The sequence below is a fragment of the Bacillus sp. NPDC094106 genome (assembly GCF_044764345.1).
Taxonomy (GTDB): Bacteria; Bacillota; Bacilli; order Bacillales; family Bacillaceae_G; genus Bacillus_A.
This window is the reverse complement of the sequence record NZ_JBIWHY010000002.1, coordinates 366,686-379,962: the sequence shown is the minus strand read 5'-3', so window position 1 is coordinate 379,962 and position 13,277 is coordinate 366,686. Positions and strand designations below refer to the sequence as shown.

The following is a 13,277-nucleotide window of genomic DNA, read 5'->3' as shown; positions in this document are numbered from 1 at the left end:
AATCATATGGTTAATTGTAAGAAAATTATGGTTTTTATGTTGGCGGTTTGTTTGTTTCTTTTAACACCTATGACGTTGTATGCCGAAACTGGTACTGAAACGGCGCCAACACCAACACCTGGACCAGGGCCAAATGTGTTTGGACAGTTCGCGGTTTCGATTGATGCAAAAACAGGGGATGTATTGTACGACAAAAATGCACATCAGCATGCATTTCCAGCTAGTATAACAAAAGTTTTGACGGCAATTTTGTTAATGGAACATGCGAAGCCTGACGAGCAATTTTCGTTTTCGCAATTGGCGTTAGATCAGGAAAAGAGTAATTATCAGCTTGAATTTCAAGTTGGGGAGACGGTGAATCGTGATACAGCGCTAATGATTTTAATGGTACTAAGTGCGAATGATGTCGCATATGCGATTGGTGAGCACATTGGAGGAAATATAGAAAACTTTGCAAAGATGATGAATGAGAAAGCAAGGCAGTTAGGGGCAACAGATAGTCACTTTGTAACTCCAAATGGTTTACATGATCCGAATCATTATACAACGGCATATGATATGGCAATGATTACGAGAGGGGTTCAACAATACCCTGAAATTTTGCAAGCAATGAATACAAAGCGAACGACGGTTACAACATCTAGACAAACAGTTTCTATTTTTAATAAAGCGACTTATTTTGAAAATCCATATTGTATTGGTGGAAAAACAGGTTTTACAAATGAAGCACGCAATACGCTTGTATTATTAAATGAGAAAGACGGCAATCGAATTATAAATGTAGTAATGGCCTCACAAAAGCCGGAAATTTATGAAGATATGCGGCAGATGACTGATTATTCTTTTTCACAATTTGCGAAACAAACGGTATTAGATAAGAATAATTGGCATGAAAGAACGACATGTTTAGACAAAGATATAGATTGCGAACTGGAACGAAGTGCAGAGCTTATGTTAAAGAAGGATGAAGGAAAGAATGTGAAAACAGTTTTTCGAGCAGCTCCTGTTGATAAAGAAGCATTGTATCACAAGGGGATTCATCGCGGTGAAGTAGTCGGAACAGTTGATGTTACAAAAAATAATCAAACAATTGCAAGTATTAATGTTCTTTCAAAAGAAGATGTTACGTTCGCAATGCCGAAAGAGACTATAAAGGTAACCGGACCAACATACTCCTTTAAAATGATAGCGGGAATTGGAGCCGGAATCATTGTTCTTATATTGTTTGGTATATATATGATAAGAAAAGCTAAAAAGAATGCGGTTTCAGAAGAAAAATAGGCAACGATGATTGCCTATTTTTTATTGCGCTTTTAAATTGTTCATTATAATATTATTTTAAGTTCTTTTTTGAGAACGTTGTGAAGTATTCTATTTTACATGCATATATATCATAAATATATAAATGCATTTTAATTTTTCGACATCTACATCTCTGCTGTGCAGAATACAAAGTAACCTACACTCGTTTGCTCTTTCTGTTTTTACTTCGCATGTGGAAGAAAAAGGAACTGACCGCTTCTATACATGGTCAGATGCTCTCTCCCACCTAAAAAGAGGGGTTTTATGTCAGTTTTTTAATTGCTATATATAGGAGGAGATATCGATGAAACTAGTTTGGAAGATTATTAGTAACTTCATTTCATTTGTTTTATTTGCGTTAATGGTTTTCTTAGCATTTATTGTGATTTCGTCTAAAGCAAGTGGTGGGGATCCAACTATAATGGGATATCAGTTTAAAACGGTACTATCTGGTTCAATGGAACCGACATTTTTAACAGGATCCGTTATTGCGATTGAACCAACGAAAGATGGCTCTAAATATCAAAAAGGGGATGTCATTACATTTAAAGAAAATGAGACGAAAATTGTGACTCACCGCATTACTAATGTGAAAAATGTGAATGGGAAAGTCATGTATGAAACAAAAGGTGACAATAACAATGGACCAGATTTGAAACCGGTTTTAGCAGAGAATGTAATAGGGAAATATCAAGATATCACAGTTCCTTATGTAGGTTATTTATTAAATTATGCAAACTCTAAAGCAGGAGCGGCTTTACTTTTAATTATCCCAGGTCTATTCTTACTTGGTTATTCAGCGATTACTATTTTTAGTGCAATTCGTAGTATAGATGGTGATAAGAAAAATAAATCAGCAGATGTAGGACAATCTGTATGAAGTAAAGCCATAATGAGTAGGTTATTATGAGTGCAAATAAAGGAGAGAAGAGCTATCAAATTGATAGCTTTTTTTGTTAGGATGTCAAACAGGATGCGCTGGAGGAAAATGCTGTTTTTGTTTTCATTTAAATATAATTTCATTATAATGAATATAAACGTTCTTTTAAAAGAACATCACATGTATGTAATAGGAGATGATAGAATGTCAAAAACTTTAAAGGGAATAAAAACAGTACTCATATTGCCATGTATGTGTTCAATCGCTTTTTATATGGGTTCTCAAGTCGTCACTCATACAGAAGCTGCTTTTGTGGCAGAACAAAAAGTTCAAGGTGTTATTTCAGCAGCACCTGTGTTTCCAAAAACAACATATCTATTAAAGGAAGAGGCAAAGCAACACGAACAGGCTATTTTGCAAGAATATGAAGTAATGAAAAAGGAGTTAGAAGCTCAATCGCTAGAAGTACTTGAAAAAAGACTTGTTTTATGGAAACAGCAACGTGAAAAGATCGCTTCTGAGCGTGAGGCGTTGCAAAACATATACGGAGAAATGGAAAGCTACTATAACCAATTAACTGAAGATGAAAAAAAGAACAATGGGGAATCAAATCAACAACTTCAATCCATACAAGCTGATGTTAACTTTATCCATACAATTTGTGAGAATGTAGATAAATCTGCAAGTATACAAAAAATCGATGAACAGATTCAAGCGCTTCAAAAACAAATAAATGATGAAAAAGAACGCAAATTAAATGAACAAGCCAAAGAAATAGAGAAGCAACAGGAGGTACCTACAAATGGTAAAGAACCTGTAGAAGAATCTAATCAATCTCGTGACGTAGAAGAGGGGAAACGTGTACAAGAAACGGATTCCTCCGTCATGCAATAATGAAAAGAACAGTCAAAAAAGGTGGAGTAGTTTTTGAAGGTGAATATAACGGCAAGTATATCATATAAATACAAGTTGAAAAACCGACATAAAGAAGACCCCTTTCTTTTTACGGGGGATGAGAGTATCTGGCCATGCATAGAAGCGGTCAGGGCTTTTTCCTGCCACATGCAAGGGTGAAAACAAAGGGAGAAAGCGAGTGCAGGTCATGCTTTATTTTGCATAGCATCGACTTATATGTTGAAAAATGAAAATGGATTTGTATAGAATAAAAAATCAGTTGTACAGAATTAGAAAATAAATGTTTACTAGAAAAGTATATATAATTAATTTCAGAATATTCAGTATAATATTGAGACAAAAAAATAATGGCTTTTTATAGTTGTATTTGAATTGTTTTGTTCTTTATAATGAACTAAAGGTAGCTTTTTAAAGAACAGAAAGAAATTAGGGAGATTGTATGTGTAATGGCTGGGGAAATGCAAGGCGCCTTATTCATATATCTCTTAATGGTTTAAAGAGATAATAAAAAATAGCTAGGGGGAGTTTAAGGTGAGTGTAAAGAAAAAATTAGGTATGGGAGTTGCATCAGCAGCATTAGGATTATCTTTAATTGGCGGAGGAACATTCGCCTACTTTAGTGACAAAGAAGTATCGAACAATACGTTTGCAGCAGGTACATTAGATCTTACTTTGGATCCTAAAACAATTGTAGATGTGAAAGACCTTAAACCAGGGGATTCTGCTAAGAAAGAGTTCTTATTAAAGAATACCGGAACATTAGCGATTAAAGATGTTAAATTAGCGACGAAGTATTCAGTTATAGATGCAAAAGGCGATAATGCTGGAGAAGATTTCGGTGAGCATATTAAAGTAAAATTTATTTGGAACTGGGATAAACAAAGTGAGCCTGTATATGAAACAACATTAGCAGAGTTACAGAAAAAGGATCCAGATCTTTTAGCAAAAGATATCTTTGCTCCAGAGTGGGCTGAAAAAGGTGGTCTACAAGCTGGAACAGAAGACTATTTATGGGTACAATTTGTATTCGAAGACAATGGTAAAGATCAAAATAAATTCCAAGGCGATAAATTAAACTTAGAATGGACATTCAATGCAAGCCAAACAGATGGCGAAGAGAAATAAAACACAAAAAAGCGAGAATCTCTCTCTTTTTTATAAAGAAAAAGGGGTGTCCCCTTTTTGATATGTACTATTTCTGAGTTTTTTTCCATTTTGTAAACTCAAGAAATTCACGGAATTGTTCTTTTGAGACACCAGAGTTCATTGCTTCTCTGACGAGATGTGTCCATTCTGAATCTAATTGGCTTTTCGATGTTGCTTCGTCATGAAGGAGTGTGTCAATAGGTATTTGCAGAACTGTTGCGATTTTTTCAAGAAATTGAATGGAAGGGTTTTTTTGTAAATTACGCTCAATAGAACTAATGTAAGACTTTGCAACACCAGCTTTTTCAGCAAGTTCTGTTAAAGAAATTCCTCTTTGTAAACGAAGGCGTTTTATACGTTCTCCAATCATATTTGCGCACCTTTCTGTAAGTATGTAGTCGGCTTATGATGTTTACTATTATAACACAAACTTCGTTAAAAAGAACAATGCTGTTAACTTTGAGTAGGCTGCTTCATATGTTGGAAAAAGTGCTTAATGTCTTGAATCGTAATTCCAGCATCAAGAGCCTCAAGTATTAAATCAATCCATTCTTGATCTAGTGAGTCCGTCTTATCTTTGTACAAGTGTATTCCTCCCTAATTATCGGTTGTAATCGGTGTTGCAAAATAATCGATAATTTAACATTTCTGTGAAAAATTCGACAATTAATTTTAAAAATATGTAAATAAACCTAATATTTTACACATAAAAACAAAGATAAAGTCCCCGTTGAGTTCTTTCATAAAAATTATAAAAGGTTTTGTAATTTTTATCAATATTTTCAGAAAACATTGATAAATCAAGGTATATTCTTATACAAAAAATGCAATTTTCACAAAAATATTACACAAAACAATTGAATATCCGGGGTTTATTAAATGTTTAATAAACTCCGAAGTGCAATACATATTTTATTAGGGGAGGAACGATGGGGATGAAAAAGAAACCATTTAAAGTGTTATCAACACTTGCTGTAGCAGCTGTTCTTGGCTGCTCATTTGGGTTTGGGAGTGCGCCTGTTCATGCAGAAACACCTGCAAAAACAACAGCTACAAGTCCAATTGATGATCACTTAATTCCAGAAGAACGTTTAGCAGAAGCACTTAAGAAGCGTGGGGTAATTCAATCAACAGCTTCCAATGAAGAAACAAAGAAAGCTGTTGAAAAGTATGTAGAGAAGAAGAAAGGTGACAAGCCTGGAAAAGAAGAACGAACAGGGGATCAAGTGACAAAAGAAGCGTCTGATTTTCTGAAGAAGGTAAACGATGCAAAAGCAGACACGAAACAAAAGTTAGAGCAGCAGGCAAATGGTAATGGTGCAGGAACAGCTCCAACTAAAGGTGCTTTAAATGGTAAAGTGCCCACTACTCCTGCGAAACAAAAAGAATACAATGGTCCAGTTCGTAAGGATAAAGTACTTGTTTTACTTGTAGAATATGCTGATTTTAAACATAACAATATCGATAAAGAGCCTGGTTATATGTATTCCAATGATTTTAATCAGGAACATTATCAAAAAATGTTATTTGGTAATGAACCATTTACATTAGATGATGGAAGTAAAATTGAAACATTTAAGAAATATTATGAAGAACAGTCTGGCGGTAGTTATACAGTAGATGGAACGGTTACAAAATGGTTAACAGTTCCAGGCAAGGCGGCTGATTATGGCGCAGATGCTGGAAGCGGTCATGATAATAAAGGGCCATTAGGACCTCGTGATTTAATTAAAGATGCATTAAAAGCAGCAGTGGATAGTGGGATCGATTTATCGGAATTTGATCAATTCGATCAATATGATGTGAATGGAGATGGAAATCAAAATCAACCGGATGGCTTAATCGACCATTTAATGGTTATTCACGCTGGCGTTGGACAAGAAGCTGGTGGCGGTAAATTAGGAGACGACGCAATTTGGTCACACCGCTGGACAATTGGACCAAAACCTTTCCAAATCGATGGTACAAAAGCAAAAGTGCCGTATTGGGGCGGGAAGATGGCAGCATTTGACTACACAATTGAGCCTGAAGATGGAGCAGTTGGTGTATTCGCTCATGAATATGGTCATGACTTAGGTCTTCCAGATGAATATGATACACAGTATACTGGTTCAGGTGAGCCAATTGAGGCTTGGTCTATTATGAGTGGTGGTAGCTGGGCTGGTAAAATTGCTGGAACAGCACCAACAAGCTTTTCTCCACAAAACAAAGAGTTTTTCCAAAAAATAATTGGTGGAAACTGGGCGAATATTGTGGAAGTAGATTATGATAAATTAAACAGAGGAATCGGTTACGCGACATATTTAGATCAAAGTGTTACGAAATCAGAACGACCAGGTATGATTCGTGTAAATTTACCAGATAAGGAGGTAAAGGGAATTGAGCCTGCATTCGGCAAGAAGTACTATTACAGTACAAAAGGTGATAATCTTCATACAACGCTAGAAACGCCTGTATTTGATTTAACAAATGCAACGAATGCAAAATTCGATTTTAAATCACTTTATGAAATTGAAGCAGGGTATGATTTCCTTGAAGTACATGCTGTTACAGAAGATGGTACAAAAACGTTAATTGATAAGCTTGGTGAGAAAGCAAATAATAAAAATGCTGATACAACAAATGGAAAATGGATTGATAAGTCCTATGATTTAAGTCAGTTCAAAGGTAAGAAAGTGAAACTTATATTTGAATATATTACGGATGGCGGCTTAGCATTAAATGGTTTTGCTCTTGATAATGCAACGCTAACAGTAGATGGTAATGTTGTATTCTCCGATGATGCAGAAGGTACACCACAATTCAAATTAGATGGTTTCGTTGTATCTGATGGAATGGAAAAGAAAAAGCATAACTACTATTTAGAGTGGAGAAACTACGCTGGTGCGGATGAAGCATTAAAATTTGCTCGCGGCCCAGTCTATAACACAGGTATGGTTGTATGGTATGCAGATTCAAGTTATACAGATAACTGGGTTGGAATCCATCCAGGGAACGGATTCCTTGGTGTAGTTGATTCTCACCCAGAAGCGATTGCAGGTACTTTGAATGGGAAACCAACATTTAAAAATAGTACACGTTATCAAATTGCTGATGCAGCGTTCTCGTTTGATCAAACCCCAGCTTGGAAAGTTGTATCTCCAACTCGTGGTACGTTTGTATACGACGGATTACCAGGGGTAACGAAGTTTGATGATTCTAAAGCATATATTAATAAGCAAATTCCAGATGCAGGGCGTATCGTACCGAAGCTTGGTCTGAAATTTGAAGTAGTAGGTCAAGCGGATGATAATTCTGCAGGTGCTATTCGTTTATATCGTTAATATTGAAGAGGCTGTTGAAAGATTTTCTTTCAACAGCTTTTTTGATGAGCAAATGAAGTACACATGGAGTGAAAACTCATATATAATGAAGCTTTAAGTATAGGAATCTTTTTATCATAGAAAATTTATATAAAATGAAGTAGTAGGATATATATACATCAATTAAAAAGCCGACATAAAACCGCTCTTTTTAGGTGGGAGAGAGCATTTATTCATGCATAGAAGCGGTCAGGGCGTTTTTCTGCCACATGCGAAGTAAAAACAGAAAGAGCAAACGAGTGTAGGTTACTTTTTATTCTGCATAGCAGGGATGTAGAGGTCGAAAAATTAAAATGGATTTATATAAATATAGAAAGCGGGTGAATGGATGAACATTACTTCTATTGTAAACGAACAAAAAGCATATTTTTATCAAGGTCACACAAGAGATATAGAGGTAAGGAAGCAACATTTACAGAAACTATATGAAGGAATTAGACGCTTTGAGACTGATATTTTTCAAGCGCTAAAATTAGATTTAAATAAATCGAATCATGAATCATTTACAACAGAAATTGGGTATGTATTAAAGGAGATTTCCTTTCAAATCAAACATCTTTCTTCATGGAGTAAACCGCAGCGTGTCCGAACGGCTCTTACACATTTTGGTTCGAAAGGGAAAATCGTTCCAGAGCCTTATGGTGTTACGCTTATTTTAGCTCCTTGGAATTATCCATTCCAATTGGCGATTGCGCCGCTCGTAGGAGCAATCGCCGCTGGAAATACAGTTGTTTTAAAGCCGTCTGAATTAACACCTAATGTTTCGAAACTTCTTGCCAACATGTTACGAGAGTTATTTCCGGTAGAACTTGTTGCGGTTGTTGAAGGCGGTGTGGAAGAGAGTACGGTGCTGTTAAACGAGCCGTTTGATTATATTTTCTTTACGGGTAGTGTTGGAGTTGGAAAGATTGTTATGGAAGCCGCAGCAAAAAAATTGACTCCACTTACGTTAGAACTTGGCGGGAAAAGTCCTTGTGTTGTACATAAAGATACAAAGTTAGATGTAGCAGCAAGGCGTATTGTTTGGGGGAAGTTTTTGAATGCAGGGCAAACATGTGTGGCGCCGGATTATATATACGTTCATTCGTCTATAAAGGAACAGCTTATTGAAGCGTTACGAAATGAAATTGCGCATCAATATGGGGAAAACCCGCTACAAAACGAAAATTATGTGCGAATTGTTAGCAAGCGTCATTTTGAAAGATTATGTTCGTTCTTACAAGATGGTAGTGTGGAAATTGGTGGAAATTATAATGAAGAAACATTGCACATTGAACCGACCATTTTAACAAATATTACATGGCAGCATTCTATTATGGAAGATGAAATATTTGGTCCGATTTTGCCAATTATGGAGTATGAAAAAATAGAGGATGTTATTGCAGTCATTCAGCAAAATCCGAAACCGCTCGCTCTATATGTCTTTTCAGACAATAAAGAGATTCAAAAACAAGTTACAAGTAATATTTCATATGGCGGAGGGTGTATCAATGATGTCGTGTATCATCTTGCGACACCATATTTACCTTTTGGCGGCGTTGGAAGTAGCGGATTAGGGAGCTATCACGGTGAACAAAGTTTTCGCACATTTTCCCATTATAAGAGTATTTTGTCTCAATCCACGGTATTGGATATGAAAATTCGTTACTCTTCTACAAAAAGTGCTTTAAAATTTATACGAAAGTTGTTAAAATGATGATGGTGTTTATCAGTAGGCGTAGCCGTATGATAAAAACCCCTTCTCACCTGAAGGGGTTTTTCTGTTCGAGATATGTATCGTGCGAAAATGAATCAAACATACTACATAGAGAATAGGACAGAACACTGTTAAACAATCATTTTTGTTTGGATCGAAACAAAAAATAATCTATAGAAAATTAATATTTATTCATGAATATAAAAGTTAAAAATTTGAGGCAGATAGGACGGGAAAATGAAAAAGATTATTAAAGTTGAAGCAATAGAAAAACATTTTGGAGATCAAGTGATTATTCCACCTCTTTCTTTAGATATTAAAGAAGGAGAATTTTTAACGATTCTTGGACCAAGTGGTTGTGGGAAAACAACGTTACTTCGTATGATTGCAGGTTTCGAAACTCCTACAAAGGGTAACCTTTTACTTGATGAAGAAAGAATCAATGATTTACCACCTTATAAGCGTCATATGAACCTAGTGTTCCAGCACTATGCGTTATTTCCACATATGAATGTTGAGAAAAATATTTGTTTTGGTATGAAGATGCAAAAAGTATCGGCGGCAGAACAAAAAGAGCGTGCTGAAGAAGCAATGCGTTTAACGCAGCTACTTGAATTCCGCAATCGTAAACCATCAAAGCTTTCTGGTGGACAACAGCAGCGTGTTGCAATTGCACGAGCAATTGTCAATAATCCACGTGTGCTATTACTGGATGAACCACTTGGAGCGCTTGACTTTAAGTTAAGAAAAGATTTACAGCGCGAGTTGAAAAATTTACAGCGTAATTTAGGAATTACGTTTATCTATGTAACGCACGATCAAGAAGAAGCAATGAGTATGAGTGATCGTATTGTTGTTATGAATCAAGGCCATATTGAGCAAATTGGAACACCAAAGGAAATTTATAAAGAGCCAAAAACATTGTTTGTTGCGACTTTCATTGGTGAAAATAATATTATAAAAAATGGGGAAAACTATGTAGCAGTTCGCCCTGAAAATGTAAAAGTGCGTTCGGTTGAGCAACCAATTCTAAAAGAATACCACCTTGGGCATATTGAAGATATTGAGTTTGTTGGAAATATGGAAAAACTTTATGTGCGTGATGAAAAAACATCTGAACTATTAATGGCATATCAAACTGCTGAAAAAGCAGTGCAGTGGAGTATCGGAGATAATGTATACGTAGGCTGGGAGCAAGAAGATGAGGTGACCTTAAATTGAAAAAAGGGAAACTACTTGCATTACCTACGGTTGCATGGCTCTTAATCTTCTTTTTAATTCCGCTTGTATTCGTATTAGCATTTGCGTTCTTACAGCGCGGAGAATACGGGACAGTGGAAATGCACTTTACATTAGATAATATATCGCGCGTGTTTGATCCGTTGTATATGAATACATTATGGGAAACAGTGAAAATTGCAGTTATTACAACAGTGATTTGTTTACTTATTGGTTATCCATTTGCATATACAATTACAATTGTTGATCGTAAATATCGTTCTATTCTTTTATTGTTAGCAACAATTCCGTTTTGGATTAACTTTCTTGTGCGCTCATATGCATGGATTGTCATTTTACGTTCACAAGGTCTTGTAAATACATTACTGCTAAAGTTTGGCATTATTACTGAACCATTAAATTTATTATATAATACACCATCTGTAATATTAGGAATGGTATATTCTTTACTGCCATTTATGATTTTACCAGTGTATGCAGCAATTGAGCAGCTTGATAAACGTAAGTTAGAAGCAGCATATGACTTAGGAGCAACACCAATGAAGGCATTTTGGAATGTAACATTGCCAATGACAATGTCAGGGGTTGCTACTGGTTCGATTCTAGTATTCGTTTCATCTATTGGAATGTTTGTTGTATCAGATGTTATGGGTGGATCGAAAGTAGCATTGATCGGAAACGTTATTCAAAACCAATTCTTGGGTGCGCGTGACTGGCCATTTGGGTCCGCATTATCAATGATTGTTGTTCTGTTCTCTGTTCTGTTAATTTACTTATATTATCGTGCGACGAAAGTATATAAATATGGAAACGGAGGGGAATAGGCAAAGATGAAGAAGTTTTTAGTTTCTTATTCTTGGTTAATTTTATTGTTCTTGTATTTTCCAATGATGGTTCTAATGGTATATTCTTTTAACGATTCTCGTATTAACGCAGAGTGGGAAGGATTTACACTCCATTGGTATACAGATTTATTTCAAAAGCAAGATGTGATTGATGCATTTATAAATAGCATTACAATTGCGATTGTAACGACAGTTGTGACGACAGTTCTTGGTGTGATTTGTGCTGTTGCATTGCATCGTTATAAATATCGTTTTGAAGGGGCAATTAATGGTCTTGTGTATTTACCAATTCTAATCCCTGATATTTTAATGGGATTATCGTTACTCATTTTATTTAGTCAAATTGGGATAGAGCTTGGAAAAGTCACAATTATTATTGCACATATTACATTTAGTATTTCATTTGTTGTTGTTATTTTAGCAGCGCGTCTTTCTGGTATGGGACGTGATTTAGAAGAAGCGGCGAGTGATTTAGGAGCAACCCCATGGCAAACGTTTCGTTACGTCACGCTTCCGGGAATCGCACCTGGAGTTATTTCAGCAGCATTATTAACATTCACATTATCAATCGATGACTTTGTGATTAGTTTCTTCGTGTCTGGACCAGGATCAACGACATTGCCATTATATATTTACAGTATGGTGAAACGTGGGGTAACACCTGAAATTAATGCACTTTCTACAATATTAATTGTTGTTATTGTTGGATTGATGATTCTATCGGAAGTATTCCGCAATAAAGGGGCAGATGGTGAAGAAAACTCCGGAGGACCTCTTCCTCTATAAGAGGAGGAAAAACTACAAAGAACGAGGAGGTAATGAACTAATGAAATTAGTGAAAACGATAGCTGGTGCAGCAATTGGCTTTGGCCTTGTTGCAGGCGTACTTGCGGGCTGTGGAGAAAAGAAAGAAGAGCTAAATATTTATAGCTGGGCTGATAACTTTGATGAGGGCGTAATAAAGGATTTTGAAAAGAAATATAACGTGAAGGTTAACTATGATAAATATGCAAGTAACGAAGAAATGCTTGCAAAATTACAAGCTGGCGGAGCTAAATATGATTTAATTCAACCGTCTGATTACATGGTTCAAACGATGGCTAAAATGAACTTATTAGAACCGTTAGACACGAAAAACATTCCAAACGTAAAGAATCTTGTATCTAATTTTAAAACACCTCCATTTGATCCGGAGAATAAATATTCTCTTGTATATACTTGGGGTGTAACAGGAATTGCTTACAATAAAAAGTATGTAAAAGAAGTTCCAACAAGCTGGAATGACTTATGGAATGATAAATATAAAGGGCATGTTACTTTATTAAACGATTCTCGTGAAGTATTAGGCATGGGCCTTAAGAAGAATGGATTCTCAAATAGTACGAAAGATGATGCACAGTTAAAGACAGCAGCTACGGATTTAGAGAAGTTACTTCCAAACTTACTTGCATTTGATACAGATAATATTAAACAAAAATTTATTACAGAGGATGCATGGATTGGAACAGTATGGTCTGGAGATGCAGCGTACATTGCAAAAGAGAATAAAGATATAGGATATGTTGTTCCAAAAGAAGGTGGTACAATTTGGGCTGATACATTAGCGATTCCAAAGGGTGCGAAACATAAAGAGCTTGCAGAGAAATTTATGAACTATTTAATGGATGAAAAGGTAAGTGTGAAAAACTATGAATCCATTGGATATAGTAACCCAAATGAAAAAGCTTGGGATCTTCACAGTAAAGCTTACCGTGATAATCATATGATTTTCTTATCGCAAGATGAATTAAATCGTACAGAATGGCTTGTTGATGTAGACGATAAATTAAAAGAATACGACCGTTACTGGACAGAGTTAAAAACAAAAGGAAAATAAGTAATAAAAATGCGGT

General features: G+C 35.7%; 12 protein-coding genes. 10 read left to right on the top strand and 2 right to left on the bottom strand.

Features of this window, described 5'->3' with window-relative positions; genetic code table 11:
- The first annotated feature begins 6 nt into the window (after positions 1-6).
- The 4 genes from ACIQ7L_RS04800 to calY all read left to right on the top strand — a co-directional run bounded on the left by ACIQ7L_RS04800 (position 7) and on the right by calY (position 4,222).
- A complete protein-coding gene (locus ACIQ7L_RS04800) occupies positions 7-1,281 on the top strand; it encodes a D-alanyl-D-alanine carboxypeptidase family protein (RefSeq protein ID WP_400567098.1) in 1,275 nt (424 codons plus the stop codon).
- Between the two features lie 325 nt (positions 1,282-1,606).
- Complete coding sequence (sipW, locus tag ACIQ7L_RS04795; protein ID WP_400567097.1) at positions 1,607-2,182, top strand: signal peptidase I SipW; 576 nt, start codon at positions 1,607-1,609, stop codon at positions 2,180-2,182.
- A gap of 204 nt (positions 2,183-2,386) precedes the next feature.
- Positions 2,387-3,076: a DUF4047 domain-containing protein gene (locus tag ACIQ7L_RS04790; protein ID WP_400567095.1), complete on the top strand. Its 690-nt coding sequence runs from the start codon at positions 2,387-2,389 to the stop codon at positions 3,074-3,076.
- A 552-nt stretch (positions 3,077-3,628) separates the two neighbouring features.
- Positions 3,629-4,222, top strand: a complete 594-nt coding sequence (gene calY, locus ACIQ7L_RS04785) for a biofilm matrix protein CalY (RefSeq protein WP_400567093.1) — start codon at positions 3,629-3,631, stop codon at positions 4,220-4,222.
- 67 nt (positions 4,223-4,289) lie between these two features.
- On the opposite strand, the gene ACIQ7L_RS04780 is transcribed toward calY, so the two are convergent.
- Together ACIQ7L_RS04780 and ACIQ7L_RS04775 are read right to left on the bottom strand one after the other, a co-directional pair.
- Positions 4,290-4,613: a helix-turn-helix domain-containing protein gene (locus tag ACIQ7L_RS04780; RefSeq protein ID WP_400567091.1), complete on the bottom strand. Its 324-nt coding sequence runs from the start codon at positions 4,611-4,613 to the stop codon at positions 4,290-4,292.
- Positions 4,614-4,696: 83 nt separating this feature from the next.
- Positions 4,697-4,828, bottom strand: a complete 132-nt coding sequence (locus ACIQ7L_RS04775; protein WP_400567089.1) for an anti-repressor SinI family protein — start codon at positions 4,826-4,828, stop codon at positions 4,697-4,699.
- Positions 4,829-5,178: 350 nt separating this feature from the next.
- Between ACIQ7L_RS04775 and ACIQ7L_RS04770 the strand changes: the two genes are divergently transcribed.
- From ACIQ7L_RS04770 to ACIQ7L_RS04745, 6 genes are all read left to right on the top strand, one after another.
- A complete protein-coding gene (locus tag ACIQ7L_RS04770) occupies positions 5,179-7,566 on the top strand; it encodes an immune inhibitor A domain-containing protein (protein WP_400567087.1) in 2,388 nt (795 codons plus the stop codon).
- A gap of 367 nt (positions 7,567-7,933) precedes the next feature.
- Complete coding sequence (locus ACIQ7L_RS04765; protein ID WP_400567085.1) at positions 7,934-9,301, top strand: aldehyde dehydrogenase; 1,368 nt, start codon at positions 7,934-7,936, stop codon at positions 9,299-9,301.
- A gap of 237 nt (positions 9,302-9,538) precedes the next feature.
- Positions 9,539-10,522, top strand: coding sequence for a spermidine/putrescine ABC transporter ATP-binding protein PotA (gene potA, locus ACIQ7L_RS04760; protein ID WP_400567084.1), 984 nt, complete (start codon positions 9,539-9,541; stop codon positions 10,520-10,522).
- A complete protein-coding gene (gene potB / locus ACIQ7L_RS04755; RefSeq protein ID WP_400567083.1) occupies positions 10,519-11,364 on the top strand; it encodes a spermidine/putrescine ABC transporter permease PotB in 846 nt (281 codons plus the stop codon). Before potA ends, potB begins: the two co-directional genes overlap by 4 nt.
- A gap of 6 nt (positions 11,365-11,370) precedes the next feature.
- The gene (locus tag ACIQ7L_RS04750; protein ID WP_400567081.1) at positions 11,371-12,171 is read left to right on the top strand and encodes an ABC transporter permease; all 801 of its coding nucleotides are present in this window, start codon (positions 11,371-11,373) and stop codon (positions 12,169-12,171) included.
- A 40-nt stretch (positions 12,172-12,211) separates the two neighbouring features.
- The gene (locus ACIQ7L_RS04745; protein WP_400567079.1) at positions 12,212-13,261 is read left to right on the top strand and encodes a polyamine ABC transporter substrate-binding protein; all 1,050 of its coding nucleotides are present in this window, start codon (positions 12,212-12,214) and stop codon (positions 13,259-13,261) included.
- Positions 13,262-13,277 lie beyond the last annotated feature (16 nt).

What these genes read in the sequence shown, in the direction of transcription:
- ACIQ7L_RS04790 (WP_400567095.1), top strand. Translation starts at nt 2,387, where the DNA reads ATGTCAAAAACTTTAAAGGGAATAAAAACAGTACTCATATTGCCATGT.
- ACIQ7L_RS04800 (WP_400567098.1), top strand. Translation starts at nt 7, where the DNA reads ATGGTTAATTGTAAGAAAATTATGGTTTTTATGTTGGCGGTTTGTTTG.
- ACIQ7L_RS04780 (WP_400567091.1), bottom strand. Translation starts at nt 4,613, where the DNA reads ATGATTGGAGAACGTATAAAACGCCTTCGTTTACAAAGAGGAATTTCT.
- ACIQ7L_RS04765 (WP_400567085.1), top strand. Translation starts at nt 7,934, where the DNA reads ATGAACATTACTTCTATTGTAAACGAACAAAAAGCATATTTTTATCAA.
- sipW (WP_400567097.1), top strand. Translation starts at nt 1,607, where the DNA reads ATGAAACTAGTTTGGAAGATTATTAGTAACTTCATTTCATTTGTTTTA.
- ACIQ7L_RS04745 (WP_400567079.1), top strand. Translation starts at nt 12,212, where the DNA reads ATGAAATTAGTGAAAACGATAGCTGGTGCAGCAATTGGCTTTGGCCTT.
- potA (WP_400567084.1), top strand. Translation starts at nt 9,539, where the DNA reads ATGAAAAAGATTATTAAAGTTGAAGCAATAGAAAAACATTTTGGAGAT.
- ACIQ7L_RS04770 (WP_400567087.1), top strand. Translation starts at nt 5,179, where the DNA reads ATGAAAAAGAAACCATTTAAAGTGTTATCAACACTTGCTGTAGCAGCT.
- ACIQ7L_RS04750 (WP_400567081.1), top strand. Translation starts at nt 11,371, where the DNA reads ATGAAGAAGTTTTTAGTTTCTTATTCTTGGTTAATTTTATTGTTCTTG.